The sequence below is a fragment of the Pseudomonadota bacterium genome, from assembly GCA_026388275.1.
Taxonomy (GTDB): Bacteria; Desulfobacterota; Syntrophorhabdia; order Syntrophorhabdales; family Syntrophorhabdaceae; genus JAPLKB01.
This window is the reverse complement of record JAPLKB010000011.1, coordinates 1-25,971: the sequence shown is the minus strand read 5'-3', so window position 1 is coordinate 25,971 and position 25,971 is coordinate 1. Positions and strand designations below refer to the sequence as shown.

Here is a 25,971-nt window from a genome sequence, read left to right as displayed (position 1 = left end):
TGTGGATTAAGCTGATTTTGTTCAAAGTCTTACTGCCACGCCCCTGTTTCTCAGGTACTGTTTGGCGTCGATAATCGTATGCTCCCTGTAGTGAAATATTGATGCAGCGAGCACTGCATCGGCTTTTGCATCAACAAGACCTTCGTATAAGTGTTCCAGAGTGCCAACCCCTCCTGAAGCAATTACCGGAATATTCACAGCTTCAGAAATTGCCTTTGTAAGTTCTATATCGTATCCTATTCTTGTCCCATCTCTATCCATACTTGTTAGCAGAATTTCGCCGGCACCGAGTTTTTCCGCATCTTTTGCCCACTGAACAGCGTCAACACCGGTTGGTTTGCGTCCTCCATATGTAAAAACCTCAAAACCGTCACCGCTTCTCTTTGCATCAATGGCAAGACAAATACACTGGCTCCCGAATGTATCGCTCGCTTCTTTTATAAAGTCAGGGGATTCGATGGCGGTTGTATTTACCGTAATCTTGTCCGCACCAGCAAGGAGTATTTCCCTGATATCCTTAATCGTCCGTATTCCTCCACCTACAGTAAGGGGCATAAATACTTCGTTGGCAACCTTTTCAACAACTTTTATAATCGTCTTTCTCCTCTCGTGTGAAGCAGTTATATCAAGAAAACAGAGTTCGTCTGCCATTTCTTCTTCGTACATCTTTGCGTTGTCAACAGGATCTCCCGCATCCTTAAGCCCTAAGAAGTTTATTCCTTTAACCACCCTGCCTTCCTTTACATCAAGACAGGGAATAATTCTTTTAGTCAGCATATTTTACTGCCTCTTCAATCTTGATTAATCCTTCATATACTGCCTTTCCCAGAATAGTAGCCCATACGCCCATATCTTTTAATCGTTTTACATCGTCAATGTTTGTCACGCCTCCGCTTGCAATAACGGGGAGCTTTGTCATCTTCAGGAGCATTTCCATACCTTCGTAGTCAGGACCTGATAACATGCCGTCCCTTGCTATGCTCGTACACAGAACAGCCATAATACCGATGCGTTCAGATTCTTTGAGAATCTCTGCCACATTCTTATCGACTGCGGTTTTCCATCCACGCGACATAGGCTTGCCTTCAAGGAGGTCAAGGCCGAGGATAATATTTTCCAATCCGGACAACTTCTGAAAAAAACTTTCATCCTCAAGTGCCTGAGTACCTACAATTATACCATTTAAACCCAGCTCGGAATAATACTTAATATCATCTTCAGTTCTAATCCCCCCGCCTGTTTCCATATAGCCGCCCACCTTAGACCGGATCTTCTTAATTATCTCATGGTGGACACGTTTTCCTGTCCTTGCACCATCAAGATCAATGATATGGAAATCACGCGCTCCTTTCTCAACCATTTCTTCGATCTTAGCTACAGGGTCTTCGCTGTAAACAGTTACCTTTGTAAAGTCCCCCTTTATCAGTCTTACAGCTTTGCTGTCTATTAAATCCATTGCAAAAAGTGCTTTCATAAAAGACTCCGGGTAGTGAGCATTTTCATTGCCCCGCGGATCAATACCACAGAGCTTGCTCCGGGAAGGTTTGTACTGTTTTGTCCTGCCTTTGATGCCCCGTAGCATACCGCGGGGTACTTCATTTCAGATCGTCTGCAAGAAAATTCAAACCTTTTTCTATTCCTTCCCGGGACAGTACATCCACGGTAATCCACTTTCCACCCCTCTTTAAAAACTTTCCTACATCAAGAACGTTTTCGCTTAACGAACGCTGATCCTCATCAAAAACAAAAATGCGTTTTATAATGCCATTTTCTATAACATGCATATGGAAACCAACACCGGCAGGTTTCTCAACAGCAAAATTGCCGCCCTTTCTTTCCTCAAATCTGTATATATAAACATGAAGATATTTATTTTTTCCCCTGCCCCATTCATATTGTATTTTCCTGTAATCCAGTTCTTCTCCTATCTGGTTGCCTACAACTATATTTGCATCTGTGTGTATCTTTCCAAACTTTATAAACTTGCCGCAATACTTGCATTTATCAATTTTCCTTGTTTCTTTATCAATTGCCAGTTTTTCCACAAAAATCCCTATCGGATTTTCCTGCGCAAAAAGAAAACCAGTGGTGTATAAGACAGCTAAGCAAACTATCATTATAATGAAATAAACCAGAAGTAACTTATTAAAATATTTTCTTAAAGATAACATAATCTTATAATTCTATAGGAAAACACCGGTAAAATAAAGCAGAAAAAGAGGATTACAATTAATCCCCTTTCCCGATACAGACTTGCAAACTTTTTGTGGCTAACTATTTTTCACTTCACAAGGTTTGACAGAATCAGCACAGTTGCGTAAGGGAAAAGCATCAGGATTATTATTGAAATGATATATGAAGGTAAATAGTACAAACTTCCTCTAAAAACTGTTCCAAGAGGGATGTCCTTTGCCATGCCTGCCACAACATAACAACAGATGCCGATAGGCGGCATGATCGAGCCCATTGTCGTTACAATACAGATGACCTGTCCAAACCATATTGGGTCATAACCCATTGCCATAACAATCGGATAGAATATGGGAAGGGATACGAGTAGAAAAGCAAGTGCATCCATTACGCATCCACCTATGATATAGCACAGCATAATTATCCAGAAGAGAACCCAGTTTGGTAACGCCAAAGAGCTAATCAGGTTTGCTGCCTCAAAGGGCAGTCTTGTGACAGCAAGGAAACGACTGAACACCACAGCGCCGGCAACTATCATAAATACGAGACACGAGATACGCAACGTATCTACTATAGATGCAAGAAAGCCTTTCCAGGAGAGCTTTCTCCTTATAAGGCACAAAACCAGGGCAACTGCACAGCTTGCAGCTGCTGCTTCTGTGGCAGTAACAACGCCCGTAAAGAGGGCATACATGATGAGGGCAAAAAGAATAAAAATGTCGAGCAGATCAGGAATAGCTTTTATTCTTTGAAGCCATGTGCTCTTAGGTCCTTTTGGGCCCCAATCAGGATGTCGCCAGCAAATATAAATAACCGTTGCCGCTATTAAAACAGTAAGTATAGCACTTGGTATCACATTTCCAAAAAAGAGCTTGCCTATAGACTGACCCGTGTAAATTCCATACACAACAAGCACTATACTTGGAGGTATAAGAACACCCAAAGTTGCGCCGGCAGCAACAGAGCCGGCACTTAGTTGAGGGTGGTAGTTATACTTTTTCATCTCCGGTATTGCGACAGTGCTCATAGTTGCGGCTGTTGCTGTATTCGAACCGCTTATGGCCGAAAAGATGGCGCACGCCATGATTGTTGTTATTGCAAGACCGCCCTTGTAATGACCGAACCACTTGTGCGTGGCACTGTACAGGCTCGTATTGTACCCGCCATAATGGGCAAATTCACCGACCAGGATAAACATCGGGATAACTGTAAGCCCATAACTCGAGAAAATATTCCACAGGTCTATGCCTATCATTCCAAGGGCAGCCTCCATGGATGTCACATACGCCACCCCAAGAAAACCTATCAGCGCCATGGTAAAGGCCGCGGGTATCTTGAGTAGAAACAGAACAGCAAACATGATAACAATGCCATATACTCCGACAATAGGACCTTCCATGCTCAGCGCTCCTTTGGATTTAGTAGGGTCTTGAGAAAATCAACAATAAGGGTAAGGGATAAAACCGCAAACCCCAACGATACAGAAAAAATAAAAGGATGGTAAATAATTTTCAGAGTTTCTGAGACCTCATGAGATTCCCATATCTTCATGCCCCATACCAATATTTGCCAGGAAACGACAGCAAAGAATATCATAGTAATAAAATAGTTCACGCCGTCAAGTATCCTGTTTACTTTTTTCGGGAACCGCTCTGTCAATATATCCACAAGGATATTGTCCTTTCTCTTCTGGGTGTAACCAAGGGCAAAGGCTATTACAATTGCTCCCAAAAACGACACGAGTTCATATGCACCCCTGAAGGGGATATGGAACATTCTCAAAGTCACATTAATCGTGGCGATAGACATGAGTAAAATTACCGCTATACCACCTAAAATCAGCATGATCTTGTTAAGGTAGCGTTCTATCTTTTCAAGATATTTCATTGTTTTCCTCCGCTGATTGATATAGTTGTATACAATTGTTCATGGGACACAAAAAGGCGCCCGAAGTTCAGACGCCTTTTTGTGTTTTCTGTTACTTATATTGTTTTTCGTATTTTGCCTTTAATGCCAGAACATCTTTGATTATTTGCTCACCGGGCAGACCCAGGGCATTTACCTTCTTTACATATGCATCTATGATGGGATTCAGGAGCTTTGGAATCTGTGCTTTATCAGCAGCCGGAAGTTCAAAGATCTGAAGATTATATTTCTCTTTTGACCAGGCAAGCGATTCCTGTACATGGTCGTCCACATATTTGCCTGTCCATTCTGCCTGCTCACGTTTCATATCATCAAAAAGCTTCTTCACGTCCGCAGGAAGTGAGTTCCATTTATCTTTGTTCATAACAACGGCAAATGTAACAACCCACAGATTTGCTATTGTTGCATTGGGAGTATAAGCAGCATAATTAAAATCTTTAAGGACTTCCATTGAAGATACATGCCCCTTAACTACACCCTTTTGAATTGCTTCCGGTGTATCAGATTGCGGCATAGCAACCGGTATGCCGCCCAGATTTTTTATTATATCTGCCTGAGTTCCTCCTACTCTCAATTCCAATCCTTTCAAATCTTTTAATGATTTGACAGGTAGTTTTGTCATGATATTTGCAGGTGGACACGTAAACATTGTAAGGATTTTTACTTTTTCAAATTCTTTGGCATTATATTTTTCGATAAGATCAAGAAGAGCAAGGCTTGCTGCTTTTGCACTGGAAAATCCAACCGGCAGGTCAATAGCCTCTGATATGGGGAAACGGCCTGGCTGATAACTCATCGCGAAGTTCCCGATGTCTGCCATTCCTGAAATAACCCCGTCAAATATGTTTTTAGCAGGCAGCAATGTTCCACCGGGGAAGGTTTGTATCTTGACCTTTCCGTTAGTCCTTTTTTCCACTTCTTTCGCCCATCTTTCCATCTGGACACAAGGGAAAGTCGGAGCAGGCGGGAAGTTCGCATATTTAAGCGTTATTACAGCCTGGCTGTATGCTTCCTTAGGTGTTGCAACATAAAAACCGGATAGGAGAACAAATGCGGCACAAATTAATAAAAAATATTTTACTTTCATGAAATACCCCCTTGTCTATAAAGATTGAACAGTCTTATTACCCCTCTTAAAGAGTGGGCAGACCAGAGCAACTTTGTATACATTATCTATAGTATCTAAAAAAATATTACCCCTTAATGCACTTCTACTGTATCGACAGATTTTTGTCAAGAAGTTTCTGGAATTACAGCAAATAATACAATAAACCAGCTGCATTATTATTACCTCTTTGCAAAGCAACATAAACAATAAAGGGCTATGGATGGTGTAAAACCTTACATAGCCCTGGTTTACGGCTTCACAGCAATATCTTCTTTTACCGCCACCGCCAAAACCATTTTAAACATCATTATCTTTTTCCATAATGCCGGTAATCTATTAACAAAATACCTTTTTTCTGTCAAGCAATATTGTATTAATTAAAACACAAATAAATTTATATCGTTGAGTGCGGTAAATATCAGTTAATCATATCTTCGGCTAACCTGTATGCCTCGATTAAGCCTGATGGGTCCGCAACGCTTTTGCCGGCAATATCATAGCCTGTCCCATGTCCGGGCGAGGTGCGAATAAAGGGCAATCCCAGCGTAATATTCACTGTCTTTTCGAAACCGGTTGTTTTTACCGGGATAAGCCCCTGGTCGTGGTACATGGCAATATAGGCATCACAATTTACTTTATGAAATAATGTATCCGCAGGAAACGGGCCATCTACATCTATGCTTAAAGCCCTTGCCATAGAAATTGCTTCATGGATCACAATCTCTTCGTCACCCATAATGCCGTGCTCGCCAGCATGGGGGTTGAGGCCGCATACTTTAATGCGTGGTTTTTTTATGTTGAAATACGCCTTCAGGGAACGGGAAGTAATGGATATACACTTAAATATTTTGTCAACGCTGAGAGAACCGGGGACATCCCTGAGAGGAATATGAATTGTCGCAAGGGATACACGCATTTTCCTGTTGGCCATCATCATAACATAATCCTTAACTCCTGCAAAATGAGCAAGGAGTTCCGTATGCCCTATAAAAGGAATACCTGCGGAACGGATAGACATTTTATTAATCGGACACGTAACAATTGCCGATACATCCCCCGAAAAAATGTGCTTTAATGCCTCTATGATATATTGATAAGATGCATGGCCATATGTCGCATCAATAATGCCGAACCGGACATTGTCTATCAGGCCAAGGTCAATAAGTTCAATATCTCCGGACACACCTTGCTTAAACTTTTTAAATTTTAAAACTCTGTTGCCAAAAAAATGCTCTGACAGATAGTCAATATGTTTTTTATCGCCTATCAGGACAGGAATACTGTTTTTGCAGATACTAAGGAGAGATTTCAAAGCAACTTCCCCGCCTATTCCTGCGGGGTCGCCCATGGTTATTGCGATTCTTTTCAGATTTTAACCTCAATATAAGAAGATTTTCGTAGTTTATTGATATAATCTTTGTATCTTTTGTCACTTTCTTCCTGGATCATCCTTTCATGAATTTTATCTTTTACTGCCTCAAAGGCGATGGTGTCGCCCTTTTTTGTTTCGATAAGCTTCAGGATAAGAAACCCGTAGGGAGTTCTTACAACATTGGTATATGACCCAGGCGTGAGAGTCCTTACGGCTACCCTCAATTCAGGTATAAGGTCTTCGCTTTTAACAAATCCTATATCACCACCTTCAGGGCTGGAAGGATCATCAGAAAATTCTTTGGCAATCAACTCAAAGGGCTTTCCTTCATTCAACTGGTTGTATGCAGTCATTGCCTTATCTTGCGGATTACTTTGATTATTGGAAATAAATATCTGTCTCAACCGGTATGTTTCTTCTTTGTAATCAGCTATATGTTTGTTGTAAAACTCTATCAAATCATTGTCTGTAACAAGAACCTCCGGAGAAATAACCTGCGAAAGCACTTTGGTCCTAAGCGTGCTTGATCTTATGCCTTCAACAAAATCTTTAAAGTTGACATTGTCTTTTTTAAGCTGTTCTTTTAATTCATCTTCGGTAATTAGATACTGTTTTTTAATATTATTTATTATGGAATCAATTTCTTTATTAGACACATCAATTTTCAATTTTTTTGCCTGCTGTTTCATCAGCAGGTTCTCTATCAGTGTGTCTATCTTTTCAAGCATCTTGATGTTCCTGAAATATTCATTTACAGATACAAATTTACCGTGTTTCTCAACATGAACATATTTTTCCAACTCCATCAGGGTTATTATATCATCGTTAACGATGGCAATAACCCTGTCGACTACTTCGCAGTTAGAAATACACGGAAAGATAATTGTCAGAACAACAAGGATTGTTACAATAAAACGATTCATTTTTTAGCTGGTGCAATTTCTTTGGTTTGTTGTTTTTCAACTTTTTCCTGAGTCTCAGGTTTGGCTCCAGCTTCCGTTTTGGCCTCAGGTTTGGCTCCAGCTTCCGGTTTGGCCTCAGGTTTGGCTCCAGCTTCCGGTTTGGCGGCTGAATCTGATTTTTCCTCTTTTAGAAGCTCTTCTTTTATTGTAATTTTAGATTCTTTTTTCAAACCATTTATGTATTTTTCCAAAAGCTCCGCCTGTTTTTCCTGGGCCATTTTCTGCTTTATGAAATCTTTTACTTCTTCAAATGAAACATAAGCCGGCGGTTTTATACCTTCCAGTTTTATGATATGGAAGCCAAATTTAGTTTTGACAATCCCGCTCACCTGGCCAACCTTTGCAAGCTTCATAGCTGCTGTTTCATATTCAGGCACAAGTGTTCCTTTCGGATGATACCCCAATTCTCCCCCGTTTGCCCCGGCCTGAGGATCAATTGAATATTTCTTTGCAAGCTCTATAAAATCTTCACCTTTTTGAAGTTTTGCCTGTATCTGATTTGCCTCTCCTTCCGTTTTAACAAGAATGTGGCGGGTATTTATTTCCCTATCCCTTTTAAAGTTTTCTTTGTTGGTATCGTAATATTTTTTCAGATCCGCATCTGTTATACTTGTATCGGAATTTAATCTCTTTTTTAATACAGATTCTATAAGAAGCTGATCTTTTATATCGATCAGTCTGTCTTGAAACTCTTTTTCGCTGTCAATCTTTTCTTTCTTTGCCTCCCTGAGAAGGAGTTTTTTGACGATTAATCTATCAAGATAATTTTTTTTGCCGGTCTGGGTGGCAACAAGCATTTTCATATTTGTTGGAATTTTATCAAGTTCCTTATTGAATTCCTCGAGGGTTATGCTGTCATTATCGATAGTTACAAGGGTTGTGCCATTTTCCTTTTTTGAACAGGAAAAAATAAAAAAGAGCAAACAAATACAAATGAAAATTTTTTTCATCAAATCACCTCATTAGGTTTAGACTCTCAGTGATCAGTTTTCAGCATACGGTGCCTAATCAGATAACTGAAAAGTTTACACGAATCAAATGCATGCTGATTGCTGATAACCGGATATTGATTCTCTTATATCATATTGAAATTATTTCCTTCAAGACATTTCTTGCTGAACTTATAATATCTTCTGTTTTTTTGTCGGTTGGCATTATGATCTTCCCGTCAGGCAAAAGCTTTAATCCGTACCGGCCTTCTTGTATAAGTCTCAGCATTTTTTTCATATTAAAGGGTGTATCATTAGTGGTTTGAATAATAATACGTTTTGCCGAATATTCCAGCTTTCTGATTTTCAGGCCTGTAAGGAAAATTTTAAGTGATATGATTTTAAGAAGATTATTTAACGGTTCCGGTGTCTCACCATATCTGTCTTTGAGCTCTTCTCCCATTTCATTGAGCTCCGATGTTTCCTTTATTTTTGAAAGTCTCTTGTATACAAGAAGCTTCTGTGCAGGATCTTCGATGTAAGCATCTGGGATGAATGCATCTATAGGAATATTTATTTCAGTTATGACCTCTTCTTCTTTAATTTCTGTTTGATTTTTCAATTCATTTACCGCATTTTCAAGCATGTTGCAGTAAAGCTCGAACCCGATAAGGTTTATATTGCCCGATTGTTCCTTGCCAAGAAGATTCCCTGCACCTCTTATTTCAAGATCGTAATTAGCAATATGGAAACCTGAGCCGAGATCGGCAAGTTCTTCTATAATCTTTAATCTTAAGGTTGCGTCTTTATTAAGGGCTTCATCTCTCGGGACAAGCAAATAAGCATAGGCTTGCTTTGTGCTCCTGCCGACCCTGCCCCTTAGCTGGTACAAATCGGCGAGGCCCATCCTGTGTGCGTTATTGATAAATATAGTATTGACATTCGAAATATCAAGGCCTGATTCGATAATGTTGGTAGAAAGCAAGATGTCATATTTTTTGTCTATAAAATCGAGCATAATTTTTTCAAGTTGTTTTCCATCCATCCTTCCATGGGCAACAGCTATCCTTGCATCAGGCAAGAGTCTCTCCAGGTGTTCATATATTATGCCGATATTGTAAATATAGTTGTGCACGAAAAAGACCTGTCCACCTCTGTTCAGTTCATTCGCGATACCTTTTTTTATTGTTTCATCTTTGGATTTAACAACAAAAGTTTTTACAGCAAGCCTATCAAGGGGGGGTGTATTTATAACACTCAAATCCCGTATGCCCATTGTTGCCATATACAACGTTCTCGGGATAGGGGTTGCACTGAGAGTAAGGACGTCAATGTTTTTCTTGATCTGCTTCAATGCCTCTTTGTGTTTGACTCCAAACCTGTGCTCCTCGTCAATAATAAGCAGTCCCAGATCTTTAAATGCCAGGTCTTTCTGGAGCAGCCTGTGTGTGCCGATAACAAGGTCAATTGAGCCTTTTTTTACTGCTTCAACTATCCGCTTCTGTTCTTCCTTTGTCCTGAACCTGCTTAACATTTCAATGTTTACGGGATAATCCCTGTATCGGTCAATAAAAGTTTTGTAATGCTGTTGTGCAAGTATCGTTGTTGGAACAAGGAGCACAACCTGTTTACTGTCCATAACCGCCTTAAAGGACGCCCGTATAGCAATCTCTGTTTTTCCAAAACCCACATCTCCGCAGACAAGCCTATCCATGGGCTTTGTGCTCTTCAAATCATCAAGCACCTTTTCGATTGCTTCGGATTGGCCGTCTGTTTCTTCGTACTCGAATCGTGACTCCATTTCTCTGAATGCTTCATCTTCAGGCGGATATGCATAGCCTTCAGCCATTTCCCTCTCCGCGTATATCCCGATAAGCTCTTTTGCAATATCCTCAATATGTTTTTTTACCCTGCTTTTTGTATTTTTCCAGTATTGGGAACCGAGTTTGTCTATTTTCGGCTTATGTTTTTCGCCACCCATAAACTTTTGAACAAGTCGCAGGTCGTCGATCGGAACATATAGTTTGTCTCCATCCTGGTATTCGATGAGAAGAAAATCCTTGGCAGATCCGTCTATCATCAATTTTACAATACCTTTATATACCCCGATCCCATGGTCAATGTGTACTACCCATTCCCCCACATTCAGGTCTTTGAATGAATTGAGCAAATCATCAAGACCGTCCCATCTTTTTTTTACTATCCTTTTCTTGGGTCCTACTATATCTTCTTCAGTAAGCACAATAATGCTGTCTGTCCTGAAACCACGCCTTAACGGCCCGATGACAACAGCCCATTCTCTTTCTTTGCCGGAAACAGCTATTTCGTGAATTATCGGCAGCAATATATCGTAGTTTTTGAGGATTTCCTGCATTCTTTCTCCCTGATGCAGGCTATTTGCAAATACATAGATAAATCTGTATTCCTTCCAATCACTTTTGATTTTATCGGAGAAGGTTTTGAATATTCCTGTTTTTTTCGTCTCGAAAAGGTGTTTCAAATCCTCATTTGAAACTGCTTCTATAATTTCCCCCTCCTCATTACCCTGAACGCCAGATATATCTATGTTGAGGCTTGAATGGAAAATAGCCTTATGCTTTTCGATATTCCAGGCTGTCCTGGCATCGTCCAGTACTATCCGCAGGATTGAATCAAGCCCGTTATGGACAAAAATCATCTCCTCTTTAAGATAGTTCAGAAGGGTAATCTTCTCATCCTTCAAAATTTTTGCCGGTGTGATGCTGATTTTTTCTATCTCATCGTGAGACCTCTGTGTTGCAGGGTTGAAAATACGCAGAGAAAATATCTGGTCGCCGAGGAATTCAATTCTGACAGGCTTATCGCTTGATGGAGGGAAGATGTCAATAATGCTTCCCCTTTTTGCGTACTCGCCTTCTTCCCGTACCAGCGAAGTAATTTCGTAACCATTTTCGTCAAGATATGAAACAAGTTCTTCCTGGAAAACCGTATCGCCGAAATTCAGATCTTTTGTATGTGCAAGTATGGAACCCTGCGCTGTCAAAGGTCGTGTAATGGCACTATAGGGGAATATACCGGTAAATGTATCATCAGCAGCCAGATGATATAAAAAACTGATCCTTTTTGTTTCATCTTCTTTCTCAAAAACCCTGTCAGTATAGACAGGAAAAAGATGGACTTCTTTTTTGGTAAAAAATTCCATCTCTTCCTTTATTAAAAGCGCCTCATCCTCAGTATCGTAAAACAGTAAGGTCTTTCTGCAGGTGTTCGAGAGGAGAAAAGAGACAAAAGAACCTATTTTGCCGGTTATATAGATAAAACCATTTCTATCAAGATGATACATGGTAAATGTTATAAGTTATATGTTGCGGGTTAATCAAATAAAATTCTGGATATGTTTTGCCGGATTATTGCGGATCAGGCAGAATTATCATATTCTTCCTGTATTCTCTCAAAACGAGTTTTGAAAAACCCTTTTCCTGTTTGCTCTTTTCCGACATAATTTCCTTCAGCCTTGTCGGTCCCATATTGTACGCATGAAGTGCCATATTGATATTTTCGAAATCTTCCATAAGCTCTGAGAAGAAATGGATACCTATTTTTATGTTTTTGTCCGGCTCATCAAGGGTCTTTGCCCCATGCCACGCGATTCCCATATCACGGGCAATAAACTTTGCATGTGATGGTTTAACCTGAAGGAGTCCTCTTGCCCCTTTGGAAGACACGGCTTTGTGTTTGAAATTGCTCTCAATCTTCATGATGGCAAGAATAAGTCTGTAATCTAAGTTGTTTTGACCGGATTCTTTGTATATCATAGTCGCCACGTCTTTTAATTCATCATCGCTAACAGTGGCATCTTCTTTCTCCATATATTCGGTTATTTTTTTTACGATCCTTTCCTGACCGGCAGACTTACTCCATGAGAACATGGAATCAGGATTAAACCTACCGTACACAAGTATAAACATCATTACAACAAGGCTGATCGATAATAGTTTAATTTTATGGTTAAATTTCATAAAGGACACTTTACAACAATCTGATATACTTTGTCAAATCGACTTGCAGTCCTGAAGAACTCTCAACGGGAAAGCGGGTGCTGTCTTAAATGGTTTTGTCTATTTTTTGCTATTCGGTGATACGTAACTGTATCTGTTCTATAAAAGTAATACCCCTGGCAGGGTCTGCAAGGTTTGTAACACCTATGAGATAACGCCCGGATTGCCGAATGACAAAACCTTTATATAGCGGATCCAGAGCAAGGAGATTTATATCCTTTGTATTTTTTCTAAATTGCGGCTCAACACCCGCCCTTTTCAGGTAATCGATATACCGGGCAATTGCATCCAGTGCGTCCTTTTCGGATTCATTAAAAACAACAAATATCCTCGCCGATTCGCCGTCAATGTTTGCCCTTGCCGTCAGTCCTTTCTTAAAGAATGCATACCCGAGGACACTCTGTGAAATGTACATTTCTGTTTGGGGAATAAGAGCTGGAATATTCAGGAAATCAAGTTCCTTTGGACGTAAAAGCTCTCCTGTAATATTTTTTAAAATTTCCCTTGCACAATCTGTGTATACATTCCTTTCCGGGGTCATAGAACCTGAAGCAGCTAATTGAACAAAAAAACGGCCTTTATAGAACATCAATTGAGAATCGTTTATAAAACTCCCGTTCCCCATCTTTGCCTCTGCTGCATCAGGATCGCGGTAACGTGAAAATATTCCAAAGGCGTCGAGCGGCGAGCCCATCTTGTAAACATCCACGGCAAGCGCCTTATTTGGATTATCTTTATTCACATAGGTGGCTGCCGTGAGAATTTCAAAACCGTATGGTAGATAAAGTTCGGCTTCACCGTTAATGTGTTTATAAAGGTCATCCGGGTTGAATGTCTTTACTTTGCCTTCAACAACCCAGCCTTCTGAAAAACCTGTTATTGGTAATACATTTTCCGGCAATATATCGACAGGCAAGGCATGTGTGTCCACAGCAAAGAATGCGAGTAAAACCAAAAACCATAAGATCATATTATGTCTCTTCATTTTTTACGCAAATAACGTTTTAGCTTTCTGTATTTTAGCGGCAATATTCAGACCGTTTACGCAACGCGCTACGCACTCTGTGCAATTGGAACACGCATAGACTGATTTATGAGGGGGTATTTCATCATAAGTTGCTCTGGCCAGTTCCATGTCCTCATACCCTTCAGCGTACATGATGGAGCGGTTAATGGTGCTTATGGCAATGTTCTGCGGGCATGTAGGCTCACATTGAGCGCATAGATGGCAGTAGTACGGGGTGATGGCTTCGGCATAACGTTCGAGGATGCGTTCATCCCTGCGGGTCATCTTCATCCCCATAACCGCCGTTGCCTCCTGAAGCATGGTCATATCTTTCATGCCTGGAATGGCACATGCCACGTTGGTATCCTGAAGAACCCACTTAAGCGCTGCCTGATGGGGGCTAATTGGACCGAGTGCATCTGTTTTATATCCTCCAGCCTGAGTTTTCATAGCAACAATACCAATGCCGCTCTTTGCAGCAAGAGCAATGGCATTCTTTACCGACATTTCGCTCTTGAAATTGTACGATACCAGTGCCGTATCAAAAAACTTGTCAGGGTCATCTGCAATGGCCTTCAAAACATCGGCTTGATTCGTGTGGGTCGTGACGCCGAAAAAACGGACTTTGCCCTGTTTACGAAGTTCCATAAGCACTTCCCGTATTTCAGGCATAAATGCACGGTCGCCGCTCGTAAGGCTGTGGAGTTGTATTACATCGATATAATCTGTCCGGAGCTTGGAGAGGCTCGTCTCCACATCATTAAGAATATCCTTTTTTGTTGTTGATGACGGAAGACTTTTTGTAGCAACATAGACCTTGTCCCTGCGACCCTTGAGCGCTTTTCCAACGATCTCTTCATTTCTGCCGTTCATATACCTACGGGCAGTATCAACATAGTTTACGCCAAGGTCAAAGGCAGCTTCCATTGGTTCATGGTCCGGGGTAAGCATAGCGCCAAAGCTCACAATCGTCACTTTGAGGCCTGTCCTCCCCAATGTACGGTAAACCGGCATTATGTCGTGTTTTGAGGCAGTAACGCCTTCCACAATTTTGCTTAATCCACCCAAGCCTGCCGTTGCAGCAGCTCCTACAACTCCAATTTTCAGAAAATCCCTTCGATTCATGGAATTATGATCTTTTGCGTCGCTCATAAAAATCCCTCCTCTTCATCGTTGCTTTTAAAACCTGCGCCGGCTTAAGCCGGTGAACAGGATTCCATCATACCCCTGAAGAATGCCCGGACATTTTTACCGAGATCGGTGATGTAATAACCTCCTTCGAGTATGGCAAAAAAACGGGGGTTGGCTTTCACGAACATTTTGCCGGAACTAAAAAAATCTTCCGTAAGAAGTATGGAGCCCCAATCGTGTACATAAGTATCAAAACCTGCGGAACAGCCTACAATATCGAAATTCCCGGCATCTTTCAGAGCTTCTTCGAGATCGGCAAGGAAATCTTCCCTCCTGTTGGAATCAATATTTCTGAAGGTAATGCGGCTGTCCTCTCTTACGATATCTTCAGTGCCGTTTCCGTAATGAAGATCAATATCGACAATAAGGGCTTTTTTAATACATCCCTGAGAAAGGAGCTTTTTGATTGCTATTGCCATGTTGTTAAAGAAACAGAATCCGCCGTTGAAGTTAGATCCTGCGTGGTGACCAGGCGGCCTGATGAGGGCAAATGCCGGTTTTTCGAGACCTATTTCAGCGGCACGAAACGCTCCTCCAACAGCTTTTATGGCAACATCGTATACTTTGCTGTTTTTTTGCACCAGTTTTATTATGGAATCACTGTGACAAAGGAGAAGATCATTGACACTGCATGGTTCAGGTTCAATAATTTGGGCGATATCGCTGATCTGGGGGATAACCACACCAACTCTGTCGGGGTTTTCGCAATCTACCGTCGGATAGTCTATAAGGAAATCATCGCTATATAATGTCGGTATCATAAACTCTACCTAAATATAGCATTTCTTCAGGTTTTTTTAAATCCAGCGTCTGACATTATTTTTATATTGAATATATTCATCTCCGAAACATTTTGTAAGATAACGTTCCTCGCGTGCTACTATGCCGAAATTAAAAATAAAAAACATAATAATAAAAAAAATGAAATACCATAAGGAATTTGTGGTGACAGCAATTCCGCACATAAGCAGTAAGAGAGACAGATACAGAGGGTTTCTTGTAAAGCCGAAAGGTCCTTTTGATAGGAACTTTGTTGTGGGATTATTGTAATTGATGGATGTTTTGTTTTTTATCATAACTATTGCAGCAGCAAAAGCAATGATGCCGGATATTATAAGTATCGGCGTCCCGACAAGCAGGCGTACAATCCATGCAGAAAATATGAAATCAAAAGGCATTATCCGGTTTGCCGCATAACCGAGTATTAAAAATACGAAAAAGATAACCGGCGGCGGAACAGTTCCTTTAAAATATTGTTTTTGATCTTCCATTTATACTTTCTCCTTTCAAAAACCAATTAACTTAAATTTGTTTCCAAAAAACTCTTCCAAATTTAATCCCTGCCTGCATTCCAACGGGTAACCAGCAAAAAACACTTTAAACAAGGTACTTACTTAAATTGCTCATCGGAATTTACACAGCTCACACGGTGAGCCGGGTACCCGCTTGCGGGTGCGGGAGGCTCCCATTTACCACCCGACGGACGAAGGACGTTCAGTCGCTATACTCCTTCGGACGCAGGACGTAAATGCATTTACTTGCGTCCCAGCACAAGCGGACGTCCAAGCGAACATAAGTGAGCGGACATCCTTCGTGTATACAGAAAAGAGAGGGGGCGACCGGGTACCCGCTTGTGGGTGTCCCGGTAAATGTGCAAATCGTCCGAGAGCTAAATAGCTCACAAGGTGAGTGAGAGGGGGTGGCTCCGACAGCTTGGCTGGTGGAGGGGGCGACGTAAGCCCAGGTAAATGAGCAAATCGTCCAAGTGCTAAATAGCTCACACGGTGAGCGAGAAGGGGAGGCTCCGACAGCTTGGCTGGCGGAGGGGGCGACGTAAGCCCAGGTAATAGTAATCCGCAGCCCTTAACAATAAAGTAACCCCCGAAGCATATCAAAAATATACTGCATACCAGCAGGATGGTCTTGATTACTTTTATGCTGAAGAACCTGCCTCCAAACTGGATACCATAGGAGATAAAGCTGTACCAAACAAGATCGGAAAGTATGTGGCCGACAAAAAAAGCGAGAACGCCTTTGATGCCAAGGCCTCTTGCAAACATCACATAACCCATGCCGATTGTAATCCACCATATAAACCAGTATGGATTTGAAAGACTCACAACAATACCTGAAATAACAGGATGCAGCCCCTTTTGTGAAGATGATGATGTTGCCGATAATTGATAATTCTTGAGTTCTTTAATAGTGCTGTAACCCATATATATAAGGATAATGCCGCCTGCAAAGGCTATGATGGAAAAAATAATCTTATTATTGAGAATACTCCCCAGGCCGAATATAATTAAAATAAGCAAAAAAAATTCAAGAATACCATGGCCAAGTACAACCATGGGGCCAACTATGCCGCCGCGTTTTGCAGATTCACCTATGGTTATTGTTAAAAGAGGGCCGGGCGCCATTGCGCCGGTCAGTCCAAGTATAAATCCAATTAAAAAAAGGCTGAATATGTTCATAGCCCATCCGTGATTCTCTGTTTACATATCATGGCAAAGATGATGAATCGTTAGCTCCTTTTTTATTATTTTTTAAATACTTTATTATACACAAAGCTGTAAGAAACAGGAATGCCATCAGGACAAAGTAATCTCCGTATCTCACATAAAATGTCTGTCCGTTGCGTAAAGAAAATTTACCTCTTATAGCATCTTCAGTAAATATGTCCGTCTTTTGTTTTATATGTCCTCTCGGATCTATAATTGCGCTTATTCCTGTATTGGCAGCTCTCAGAACATACCTGTCCGTCTCAATGGCTCTGAATACATAAAAAACAAGGTGCTGGTAAGGGGCCGATGTTTTCCCGAACCATGCATCATTAGTTATATTTATAAGTACCTGCCCCCCCCTTCTTACCGTATCATTGGTTATATAAGGGAATGTGCCCTCATAACATATAAGTACACCTATTTTTCCAACCGCAGTTTCAATCGGTTTATGGGCTTCTCCCGAAACAAAATCACCACCGGCTGCAGTAAACTTCGCAAGAAAAGGCAAATATTTCAAAAGAGGGGTATATTCACCGTAAGGTACAAGATGTACCTTATTGTAACTTCCGGTCAATCCACCGGTTTTGTCGTAAACATATGCAGAATTACAGTATTTCCCCATACTGTTCCTTGAGACTGTTCCAAATAGAATGTTGGTCTTCAGGGTAGCAGACAGTTCCCCGATAATCCTCTTTACATATATTTCGTCGTTAAAAACGAAAGGCATTGCAGTTTCAGGCCAGATAACAAGGTCGACATCCTTTCCTGCTTCAAGTGTTTTCAGGCAATACGTTCTGATAATCTTTGCTTTAAAGGCTTCGTCCCATTTAACATTCTGTAATATGTTGCCCTGTATGATGGCAGCCTTCATATCCCCTTCATCGTTAAATTTTATCCTTCCATAGCCATAGACCAGCGTTCCTGTATATAGTACTGATATCAAAAGCATATATATAAAAAAAGCATGACCTTTTATCTGTTCAGCTTTTTCTTGCTTCCCGACAAAAATTTGATAAAAAATACAATTAACAGCTACTATCAGAAACGATATAAAATACGGTCCCGTAACAGACACAACCTGTATAAAAGGAAGAAATTTATGCTGGGAATATGCCAACAAATACCAGGGGAAACCGCTAAATACAATACCCCTTAAGTATTCCAGGATCACCCAGATAACAGGTGCGGACACAAAAAGAGGGATTGACAATCTACTTTCAAGGTAGGGCAATGAAACGGCAAAAATTGCATTGTAAAAAGACAGATACAGAGCGAAAAGGAGCAGTATTAAAAAGCTTGTGTATATATCTATCCCGCCATAACTGTTCATTGCAATAACGACCCAGTAAATAAGTCCGAGATAGGAAACGATGCCTGTGATAAAACCTGAAATGAAGTTCTGACGGAAATTGTCTTTTTTCAATGAACAGAGCAACGGTATAAGAGAAATATATGCGATGGAGGAAAGGGAGATGGGAGGATGACAGAGTATTATAAGAATACCGGAAAATATCGGCAGGAACCGATAAGTTTGCAATGTTGAATTTTGAATGTTGAATGTTGAATTTATTTTAAACACCGCATCCTGTTTTTTTAAATCATCAGGCATAATCTATTATTCAAGGCTGGTACTGGAAAACAAGCTCTTTATACAGCTTGTGTGACCGGATATAATCCATTAGTTTATTTTCTCTGTATCTCATCTTTCGGGCTTCATTCTTCCCGTTTTCATGATCAAACCCTAAAACATGAAGAAGACCATGTACTATGAGGGCAAAAACCCTTTCATAAAAATGGCAGTTTATATCTTCAGCTTCTTCTCTCGCCCTTTCCAGTGATATGGCAATATCCCCCATAATTGCTCCTTGGGTATTAAAGCAAATCTGTTCAAAATTCCTTGTCGATATATTGAGGCTTGCATTGGGGTGATTCATTCCACAGGAGAGATCGTCTATATACGAAAAAGATATAACATTTGTAGGTTTATCTTTATTGAAGTAATTTTTGTTAAGCTTTTTAATAGCAGTATTGTTAATAAAAAGGATGCTTAAGGATTTATCCTGCAGCTTTAAAGATATCAACAGGTCTTCCATGATCTTTTTTATGCGCCTTTTGTCCGTTTTCAGAGACCTTTGTGAGTCTTTTATGAGTATCATCATGTTCTGCCTTTTCCGGATATTCGATCCTGTGATGGAATATACCCAAAAGTATTGTTATAAAGCTTTTTTGTATTGCATGTAAATCTTTTAATGTCAGCTCGCAATCGTCAAGCTGACCGTCAAGAAAGATATTCTCTATCACATTCTGGACATGGTTTTCTATCCTTTTTGGTGTCGGATCGGCCAGCATTCGGGAAGATGCTTCCACTGAATCTGCCAGCATTACAATACCGGCCTCTTTTGTCTGCGGTTTTGGACCCGCATATCTGAAATCCTGTTTTTCAATTATATGCAGTTCCGGATCCTCCATTTCTTTTGCCCTGTTATAGAAATAGCTTACAAGGCTTGTTCCGTGATGTTCCTTTATTATGTCTTTTATTTTTTTTCCAAGTCTGTATTTTTCAGCAAGCTCCACGCCTTCCTTCACATGGGAAAGGATAATAAGAGCGCTCATATTCGGAGACAATGTTTTATGGGCATCTTCGAAGCCTTTCTGATTTTCGATAAAATAATGGGACATTTTCAACTTTCCGATATCATGGTAATAGGAAGAAACCCTTGTAAGCAGGGGATGAGCTTCAATGCTTTCCGCTGCTGCCTTTGATAAATTACCAACAATTATGCTGTGATGATATGTTCCAGGAGCATTGACCATCATATCTTCAAGAAGGGGGTGTTCAAGGTTTGCAAGCTCTAATAATTTTACGTCTGTAGTATAATCGAATATATGCTCTATCACTGGAAGAAGACCCAGAGCAATGAAGCTGCTTCCGATGCCGCTGAGAAGTATAAATGCAATTCTCGCAGGGAGATTGGAGAGGGCATGGCCGGTAATAAGATTGAAAAGGAGCATGATAAAACTCATAATAAATGCAGTATAAAGACCTGCCTTGAGTATTGTGTTTCTGTTCTCACACTTGCCTGAAAAATATGATGCAAGGACGTTTCCAATGAATGTGTAAAGGAAAATAGGCATACTGTTTTCAAAGGCAAAACCCATAATAATTGCAAAAAAGATGGAGAATACAATTGCTGCTTCTGAGAACAGGGCAACACGCATTATTATTCCGAACAGGAATATGGGCACAATATAAAAAATATCAGGGGCATATTTCTGGGTAAAATACTCGAAAACAAAAAAAGGTAATTTTACCATTGCTGTTGTAAAAATTAGCAGGACTGCGCCAAAAATGAGGTCCTTTTCTGAAAGTGCGAATTTTTTGATATTTCTGTCTGCATATTCGTATATTATTACCATGAAAAGGAAAAGCAATAGAGAGAGATAAAAAATTTTTGCAAGGTTTGAAGGCTTTTCTTTTTCAAGGTTTTTAAAGGCATAGAGTTTATTCAGATGATCTTCCCCTACCCTTTCACCTTCTCTTATAATTATCTCCCCTTTTTTAATAGTAATATCCAATTTTGGTATATAAGTATCAACCGGGGATTTGATATTTTCTCTTGCTATATCGCCGTACTGGTATTCGGTTATGCCATATTGGCTTTTTATGCTGATAATCAACGATAAAACTATTGAAAGGACAAGAAAAATAGCAAACTTACCGTATTTTAAATAAGTAGAAGGTTTACCCTTTCCGTTCTGCATTGTCTATGCCCTCTGCCGTTATTTTCTTCTTTTCGTAAGCCCTTATAATCTTCTGGACCAGGGGGTGCCTTACCACATCTTTTTCAGTGAAATATACGAATTGTATTCCTTTAACCCCCTTAAGAATGCTTTGAATTTCCACAAGGCCGCTTGTTTTTTTATCGGGCAGGTCAATCTGGGTAATATCACCGGTAATAACCGTCTTAGAAGAAAAACCCAGTCTGGTGAGAAACATTTTCATTTGCTCCGATCCGGTATTCTGCGCTTCGTCAAGAATGACAAAGGCATCGTTTAATGTCCTCCCGCGCATAAATGCAAGGGGTGCTATTTCTATAACACCCTTTTCTACAAGCCTGGTTGCCCTTTCCATATCCACCATGTCATAGAGCGCATCATAAAGCGGCCTTAGATAAGGATTTATCTTTTCATACATGGTCCCTGGAAGATAACCGAGTTTTTCTCCTGCTTCAATGGCTGGTCTGGTAAGGATTATCCTCGACACTTCCTTTTTAAAAAAGGAAGAGAGCGCCATTGCCATGGCAAGATATGTTTTTCCTGTACCGGCCGGACCTATGCCTATGACCATGTCAAGTTTTTTTATGGCGTCAACATATGTCTTCTGGTTTTTTGTCTTAGGAGCAATAGTTTTTTTGGATGGAAATATATAAATCTGGTCTTTGTAGAGCTCATCGATGCCGCTATACCTATTAGCAATATATCCCGCTGCCTGGTCTATGTCTGAAGGCTTTACGGCATGACCTCTCTTTGCTATGCCATGGAGTTCTGTTATAACTTTGTTAACGTTTTCGAGGTCGCTTTTATTCCCGATGATAGTAAGATGGTTTCCTCTGACGCTGACTTTAATGTTAAAACACTTTTTCAGGTGCTTTATGTTTTCATCTCTTGTGCCAAACAAATTACGGGCTATATTTATATTTTCAAATGACAGTCTTAAATACTCTTCTTCAGTGTTTTCTTCCAAAAAAGTCTTGTTTACCTCCTGACATTGGAATTACAAACATTAATTATAACATATAAATATTTTTTTCAATATATGCAAGTTTTTAGAAGAGTTGATACAGCAATCGAACCCCTGAATACCCGTTGATTTAGCAAATATTTCAATTGCCTTCATGAAAGAACATATCCAGCGCGCAGTAGTAATAACCCCCATGAATTCCCATGGGTTGGGCAATCATGGAAAAACATTTCAGAGCCTTCTCCGCATAGTTAAGATATTCTTCGTTTCCCGGCATTTTAGAAAGTTCAATGAGATTTATAATGCCCACAGAATTGGCTGAAGGATGCGGGGAATCTTCCAGTACTTTGAGCCTTGTGCCGATCACATCTTCTTCGGTGTCAAAAAAACCCCCTGTTTCGTCATCCCAGAATTTGGCGATGCATACCTTCATGAACTCATCTGCCTGATTGAGATATACGATGTTTCCGGTGGCCTTATGCGCTCCTATGAATGCATCAATAAGATTGACATAATCGTCAAGGAGAGCATGGATGCCCTCAGCATGGAAAAGTCCTTTGTCAGTAAAATTAACAGCCAGAATCTTTTCAAGGCTTTTTAATGCAAACTCCTTTATTTCTTCGTCTTTAAAGGCTTTGTATGCTTCAAAAAAAGCTGAAATAAGCATACCATTGAGCGACGTATATAAAGCTTTGTCCACAAAAGGCTTCTCCCTCCTTTCGCGCTCCAAAAGCAGTTTTGTTTTTCCTATCTCAATAATTTTACTTACCTTTTCAATATCTATACCGTCTTTCCGGGCAATTCCCTCCATTTCTTCTGTAATATAAAGCACCCTTTTTAAAACATCATGGCGCATGGCACCCTTTTCGTGAAGCAGATAAGGGGACAGAATCCTGTATTCATCGTCATTCAGGATTCTCCTGAAATCGTCATCTTTCCATAGAAAATACCCGCCTTCATCATCAGGCGTAATATCCGCATCCTGACTCGAAAAAAACCCTCCGTCCGGGCTTGAAAGCTCGTTTAATAAAAAACCAACTATGCCTTCCGAAACCTCCTTAAAGGATTCATCGCCGAAAAGGTTATATGCGTGGACATAATTCCGTAAAAGCCAGGCATTATCATCGGCCATTTTCTCGAAATGTGGGATAATCCATTCCTCATCCGTCGAATACCGGTGAAAGCCGCCGGCAAGCTGGTCATAAATACCACCCCTTGCCATAGATATAAGGGTCTTCTTAATCGTATTTTCAAGATCACTGTTTTTATCGGTTGAATACCTCCTGATGAGAAATTCCATTGCCCCGGGCATTGAGAATTTAGGTGCCTTTCCGAATCCTCCATGAATTGGATCAAAATCTGAAAGGATGCTTTTTTTCGCCTCGTCAAGCATCGATAAATCCAGATTACCCGGTTCAAGCTTCTCCTGTTTCATATGACGGAGAATTTCCTGGCTGTTCTCATTCACCGATTCTTTTTTCTGCTGATACATAGTTCCGATTGCCTTCAGGAGGGATTTAAAACCGGGCCTTCCAAATCCCTCAACAGGCGGAAAATATGTACCGCCGAAAAAAGGTTTCTTTTCAGGAGTCAGGAATATACTCAGCGGCCAGCCGCCGCTTAAGCCCATTACTGCAAGAGCCCTTTGATACCTCCTGTCAATGTCCGGTCTTTCGTCCCGATCAATCTTGACAGCAATAAAATATTCATTCAGCAGAGCTGCCACCTCTTCGTCTTCAAAGCTCTCCTTTGCCATAACATGGCACCAATGACACCAGATAGCACCTGAACTCAGGAATACAGGCTTGTCTTCCTTTTTCGCGCGTTCAAATGCCTCCTCAGACCAGGGATACCAATCTATTTTATGTTGTGCTGCATGTTGCAGGTAAGCAGATTTTTCCTTTTCCAGTCTACTCATAATTTCCTCTCTTTTTTAATTTCTTATTGAGCATCTTTAGCTCTTTTCTCCTGGTCGGGCAGCGGCATGTCGGGGATATTGATCTGCGGCGGTCTGCTTCGCCTTGCGATCCTCCGACGTGCGTTCAGTACGTCTGCGGCCTGCAAAGCTTCCAGCCCATCCACATCTGCAAAGTCACTGACATATTGCAGCCCATCCACATCTGCAAAATCCCCGACATGCCGCTGCCCACTCAATCCGGATTCACATATACGCTTATGTGAATCCGGAAAATGAAAAGGCGCCTGTCCTCGCTTGGCGGGGATTTTTTCACGCTTCACAAGTCCTCTTATCTCTTCTACTATGTCCCGCATTAAACGGGATTAAACCGTACACTATCTACTATTCACTTCACTGGCTTTCTCACATTTTCTGCCTTTTTAACTATTCACTGTTCACTATTTACTATTCACTGTTTTTATACTTGCGGCGGTCTTTTCTTTCCATATGGGGTTATAAACATCTGTTGTTGCACATGATTACAGAAAACCTGCAGTTCATAGAGATATTTTTCAACATCTTCCCGTATATAAGTTCCAATGCCTTTATCAAAATTTGTTTTTATGGATACAAGATCTTTAACCTGTCTTTTTACGGGTATGGGTTTTGTATCAACAGAAGCAGGTTTGACTTTTTTGTATGCAGTGAGCATCCGCTCCAATGTAGCATTGGTTACCGGTGTCTTTATGACAGCATCGAATATATTCTTAAGATCAGGGCATTCGAGGTTTGCGGCGAAGAGATAACCCTGGGAAACAGGGAGATTTCCTGTACGTATTTCGGCCTGAATTTCAGGAGAAAGTTTTAAAAGTGAAATTATGTTAAACAGCGTCTTTATTGACTTTCCGACAATTTCAAGAGTTTCAGCAACAGTTGCTGAAAATCCTTCTGAAGCATAATCTGGCGTCCGCATGACATTCACCAATTCACTCATCACTCCACCAACATCATACCCTTTATCAGGGTGTTTAGCTTGTATATATAATAATATCCCTTTAGCCTGATCTATGGGATTTAAGTCTTCTCTCTGCAAGTTCTCAGTGAGCTGAAGAGCTACGGTTTCACCTAATTCTTTGCCTGCTTCAATAATTCTTATTGGTACGGATTCAAGGCCTAATTGTCTGGCAGCTACAAGTCGCCTCTCCCCGCATATGAGGAGGTATGTCCCGTCATCCTGAGCTGTTACAATAAGAGGTTCTAAGATACCTTTGTCTTTGATGGACTGCATAAGTGATTTGAATGAGTCCGTTTCAATACTGATGCTTGATCTCACCTGTTCCATTACCACAATCTTGTCTACGGGAATGTACAGAACTTCAGGATTTACGCTTATCTTTTTTGTTGCCATATTATTCCCCCTTTTTTGAAATTCAGTGAATAGTTAAAAGGCAGTGTACGGTTTAATCCCGCTCAATGCGGGACATAGTCGTTAGTGAACAGTGAATAGTGAGTAGCAACACCCCCCCTTGCTGGGGTGATTTATCAAGGAGTAACTTTACAGAAAAAGTTGGGATACTCAAAAGTCATAACCCGTTTACCGCCTTTACCACTATTCACTGCCTTCTCATATTTTCTGTCTTTTTAACTATGTCCCGCATTAAGCGGGATTAAACCGTACACTATATACTATTCACTATTCACTGCTTTTTAACTATTCACTGTCTTGAGTCCCCATTAACGCTGTTTTTATTGTAGAAATTTAGAAACAATGTGTCAAGATTTTTATGATTTTTCTATGGGGCAAGCATGTACCTTAAACTCCCTGTACCAACTGTTTAATAATAGGATTTTTTATGAAGAATTATTAACTGCAGGTACAAATGCACACACTGCGTGGTTTCCCAGAAGAAAGTACTTCGGGAAGAAACGTTATTTTATGAACAACATCATTGGTGCAAATAACAAGACCTCGTACTATTATACAAGACACCAATAGACAAAGGGAATACAATTTGATAGGTTTCTTAAAAGGTAGGTTGTGTGGGTGGTCAGGTCGGTCAAGGCGTGAACGGTCATTATCAGATGGCCAGTTCGTGGGTCAGATGGAC

The 25,971-nt window shown here is 40.6% G+C and carries 23 protein-coding genes; all 23 read right to left on the bottom strand.

Annotation, left to right across the window (positions count from 1 at the left end; genetic code table 11):
• Window positions 1-21: 21 nt before the first annotated feature.
• Complete coding sequence (gene hisF / locus NT010_02590) at window positions 22-777, bottom strand: imidazole glycerol phosphate synthase subunit HisF (GenBank protein ID MCX5804946.1); 756 nt, start codon at window positions 775-777, stop codon at window positions 22-24.
• Window positions 767-1,474: a 1-(5-phosphoribosyl)-5-[(5-phosphoribosylamino)methylideneamino] imidazole-4-carboxamide isomerase gene (locus NT010_02585; protein MCX5804945.1), complete on the bottom strand. Its 708-nt coding sequence runs from the start codon at window positions 1,472-1,474 to the stop codon at window positions 767-769. Before NT010_02585 ends, hisF begins: the two co-directional genes overlap by 11 nt.
• 121 nt (window positions 1,475-1,595) lie before the next feature.
• Window positions 1,596-2,045, bottom strand: coding sequence for a hypothetical protein (locus NT010_02580; protein MCX5804944.1), 450 nt, complete (start codon window positions 2,043-2,045; stop codon window positions 1,596-1,598).
• A gap of 236 nt (window positions 2,046-2,281) precedes the next feature.
• A complete protein-coding gene (locus NT010_02575) occupies window positions 2,282-3,589 on the bottom strand; it encodes a TRAP transporter large permease (GenBank protein MCX5804943.1) in 1,308 nt (435 codons plus the stop codon).
• A 2-nt stretch (window positions 3,590-3,591) separates the two neighbouring features.
• Window positions 3,592-4,077 carry a TRAP transporter small permease gene (locus NT010_02570; GenBank protein MCX5804942.1) on the bottom strand — a complete coding sequence of 162 codons (486 nt, stop codon included), beginning with the start codon at window positions 4,075-4,077 and terminating at the stop codon, window positions 3,592-3,594.
• Between the two features lie 91 nt (window positions 4,078-4,168).
• On the bottom strand, window positions 4,169-5,203 hold the full coding sequence (locus NT010_02565; protein ID MCX5804941.1) for a TRAP transporter substrate-binding protein: 1,035 nt from the start codon (window positions 5,201-5,203) through the stop codon (window positions 4,169-4,171).
• Window positions 5,204-5,642: 439 nt separating this feature from the next.
• On the bottom strand, window positions 5,643-6,578 hold the full coding sequence (pdxA, locus tag NT010_02560) for a 4-hydroxythreonine-4-phosphate dehydrogenase PdxA (GenBank protein ID MCX5804940.1): 936 nt from the start codon (window positions 6,576-6,578) through the stop codon (window positions 5,643-5,645).
• Window positions 6,579-6,589: 11 nt separating this feature from the next.
• Window positions 6,590-7,519, bottom strand: coding sequence for a peptidyl-prolyl cis-trans isomerase (locus tag NT010_02555; protein MCX5804939.1), 930 nt, complete (start codon window positions 7,517-7,519; stop codon window positions 6,590-6,592).
• Window positions 7,516-8,508: a peptidylprolyl isomerase gene (locus NT010_02550; protein ID MCX5804938.1), complete on the bottom strand. Its 993-nt coding sequence runs from the start codon at window positions 8,506-8,508 to the stop codon at window positions 7,516-7,518. Before NT010_02550 ends, NT010_02555 begins: the two co-directional genes overlap by 4 nt.
• Window positions 8,509-8,638: 130 nt before the next feature.
• Window positions 8,639-11,809, bottom strand: coding sequence for a transcription-repair coupling factor (gene mfd / locus NT010_02545; protein ID MCX5804937.1), 3,171 nt, complete (start codon window positions 11,807-11,809; stop codon window positions 8,639-8,641).
• A gap of 64 nt (window positions 11,810-11,873) precedes the next feature.
• The gene (locus NT010_02540; protein ID MCX5804936.1) at window positions 11,874-12,485 is read right to left on the bottom strand and encodes a lytic transglycosylase domain-containing protein; all 612 of its coding nucleotides are present in this window, start codon (window positions 12,483-12,485) and stop codon (window positions 11,874-11,876) included.
• Between the two features lie 109 nt (window positions 12,486-12,594).
• On the bottom strand, window positions 12,595-13,494 hold the full coding sequence (locus NT010_02535) for a hypothetical protein (protein ID MCX5804935.1): 900 nt from the start codon (window positions 13,492-13,494) through the stop codon (window positions 12,595-12,597).
• A gap of 18 nt (window positions 13,495-13,512) precedes the next feature.
• Window positions 13,513-14,682: an aldo/keto reductase gene (locus tag NT010_02530; GenBank protein MCX5804934.1), complete on the bottom strand. Its 1,170-nt coding sequence runs from the start codon at window positions 14,680-14,682 to the stop codon at window positions 13,513-13,515.
• 44 nt (window positions 14,683-14,726) lie between these two features.
• Window positions 14,727-15,482 (bottom strand): histone deacetylase family protein, encoded by a 756-nt coding sequence (locus NT010_02525; GenBank protein MCX5804933.1) that lies wholly within the window; start codon window positions 15,480-15,482, stop codon window positions 14,727-14,729.
• Window positions 15,483-15,518: 36 nt separating this feature from the next.
• Window positions 15,519-15,992, bottom strand: a complete 474-nt coding sequence (locus NT010_02520) for a hypothetical protein (protein MCX5804932.1) — start codon at window positions 15,990-15,992, stop codon at window positions 15,519-15,521.
• A gap of 198 nt (window positions 15,993-16,190) precedes the next feature.
• On the bottom strand, window positions 16,191-17,195 hold the full coding sequence (locus NT010_02515; GenBank protein MCX5804931.1) for a LysE family transporter: 1,005 nt from the start codon (window positions 17,193-17,195) through the stop codon (window positions 16,191-16,193).
• Between the two features lie 28 nt (window positions 17,196-17,223).
• Complete coding sequence (gene lnt, locus NT010_02510; protein ID MCX5804930.1) at window positions 17,224-18,834, bottom strand: apolipoprotein N-acyltransferase; 1,611 nt, start codon at window positions 18,832-18,834, stop codon at window positions 17,224-17,226.
• 10 nt (window positions 18,835-18,844) lie between these two features.
• Window positions 18,845-19,318 carry an rRNA maturation RNase YbeY gene (ybeY, locus tag NT010_02505; protein ID MCX5804929.1) on the bottom strand — a complete coding sequence of 158 codons (474 nt, stop codon included), beginning with the start codon at window positions 19,316-19,318 and terminating at the stop codon, window positions 18,845-18,847.
• Entirely contained in the window at window positions 19,281-20,987 is a 1,707-nt protein-coding gene (locus tag NT010_02500; protein ID MCX5804928.1) for an HDIG domain-containing protein, read from the bottom strand. The genes ybeY and NT010_02500 overlap by 38 nt, the downstream gene beginning before the upstream one ends.
• A complete protein-coding gene (locus tag NT010_02495; protein ID MCX5804927.1) occupies window positions 20,968-21,969 on the bottom strand; it encodes a PhoH family protein in 1,002 nt (333 codons plus the stop codon). The genes NT010_02500 and NT010_02495 overlap by 20 nt, the downstream gene beginning before the upstream one ends.
• 139 nt (window positions 21,970-22,108) lie before the next feature.
• A complete protein-coding gene (locus NT010_02490) occupies window positions 22,109-23,884 on the bottom strand; it encodes a thioredoxin domain-containing protein (GenBank protein ID MCX5804926.1) in 1,776 nt (591 codons plus the stop codon).
• A gap of 23 nt (window positions 23,885-23,907) precedes the next feature.
• Window positions 23,908-24,237: a hypothetical protein gene (locus NT010_02485; protein ID MCX5804925.1), complete on the bottom strand. Its 330-nt coding sequence runs from the start codon at window positions 24,235-24,237 to the stop codon at window positions 23,908-23,910.
• Window positions 24,238-24,341: 104 nt separating this feature from the next.
• On the bottom strand, window positions 24,342-25,271 hold the full coding sequence (locus NT010_02480; GenBank protein MCX5804924.1) for a ParB/RepB/Spo0J family partition protein: 930 nt from the start codon (window positions 25,269-25,271) through the stop codon (window positions 24,342-24,344).
• Window positions 25,272-25,971 lie beyond the last annotated feature (700 nt).

Excerpts from the sequence above, each read along its gene's own strand:
- NT010_02575 (MCX5804943.1), bottom strand. The coding sequence starts at position 3,589 with ATGGAAGGTCCTATTGTCGGAGTATATGGCATTGTTATCATGTTTGCT.
- hisF (MCX5804946.1), bottom strand. The coding sequence starts at position 777 with ATGCTGACTAAAAGAATTATTCCCTGTCTTGATGTAAAGGAAGGCAGG.
- NT010_02535 (MCX5804935.1), bottom strand. The coding sequence starts at position 13,494 with ATGATCTTATGGTTTTTGGTTTTACTCGCATTCTTTGCTGTGGACACA.
- NT010_02520 (MCX5804932.1), bottom strand. The coding sequence starts at position 15,992 with ATGGAAGATCAAAAACAATATTTTAAAGGAACTGTTCCGCCGCCGGTT.
- ybeY (MCX5804929.1), bottom strand. The coding sequence starts at position 19,318 with ATGGAAGACCTGTTGATATCTTTAAAGCTGCAGGATAAATCCTTAAGC.
- NT010_02570 (MCX5804942.1), bottom strand. The coding sequence starts at position 4,077 with ATGAAATATCTTGAAAAGATAGAACGCTACCTTAACAAGATCATGCTG.
- NT010_02515 (MCX5804931.1), bottom strand. The coding sequence starts at position 17,195 with ATGAACATATTCAGCCTTTTTTTAATTGGATTTATACTTGGACTGACC.
- NT010_02550 (MCX5804938.1), bottom strand. The coding sequence starts at position 8,508 with ATGAAAAAAATTTTCATTTGTATTTGTTTGCTCTTTTTTATTTTTTCC.
- NT010_02565 (MCX5804941.1), bottom strand. The coding sequence starts at position 5,203 with ATGAAAGTAAAATATTTTTTATTAATTTGTGCCGCATTTGTTCTCCTA.
- NT010_02490 (MCX5804926.1), bottom strand. The coding sequence starts at position 23,884 with ATGAGTAGACTGGAAAAGGAAAAATCTGCTTACCTGCAACATGCAGCA.
- NT010_02480 (MCX5804924.1), bottom strand. The coding sequence starts at position 25,271 with ATGGCAACAAAAAAGATAAGCGTAAATCCTGAAGTTCTGTACATTCCC.
- NT010_02530 (MCX5804934.1), bottom strand. The coding sequence starts at position 14,682 with ATGAGCGACGCAAAAGATCATAATTCCATGAATCGAAGGGATTTTCTG.
- NT010_02485 (MCX5804925.1), bottom strand. The coding sequence starts at position 24,237 with ATGCGGGACATAGTAGAAGAGATAAGAGGACTTGTGAAGCGTGAAAAA.
- NT010_02500 (MCX5804928.1), bottom strand. The coding sequence starts at position 20,987 with ATGCAGAACGGAAAGGGTAAACCTTCTACTTATTTAAAATACGGTAAG.
- NT010_02555 (MCX5804939.1), bottom strand. The coding sequence starts at position 7,519 with ATGAATCGTTTTATTGTAACAATCCTTGTTGTTCTGACAATTATCTTT.
- lnt (MCX5804930.1), bottom strand. The coding sequence starts at position 18,834 with ATGCCTGATGATTTAAAAAAACAGGATGCGGTGTTTAAAATAAATTCA.
- NT010_02540 (MCX5804936.1), bottom strand. The coding sequence starts at position 12,485 with ATGAAATTTAACCATAAAATTAAACTATTATCGATCAGCCTTGTTGTA.
- mfd (MCX5804937.1), bottom strand. The coding sequence starts at position 11,809 with ATGTATCATCTTGATAGAAATGGTTTTATCTATATAACCGGCAAAATA.
- NT010_02525 (MCX5804933.1), bottom strand. The coding sequence starts at position 15,482 with ATGATACCGACATTATATAGCGATGATTTCCTTATAGACTATCCGACG.
- NT010_02585 (MCX5804945.1), bottom strand. The coding sequence starts at position 1,474 with ATGAAAGCACTTTTTGCAATGGATTTAATAGACAGCAAAGCTGTAAGA.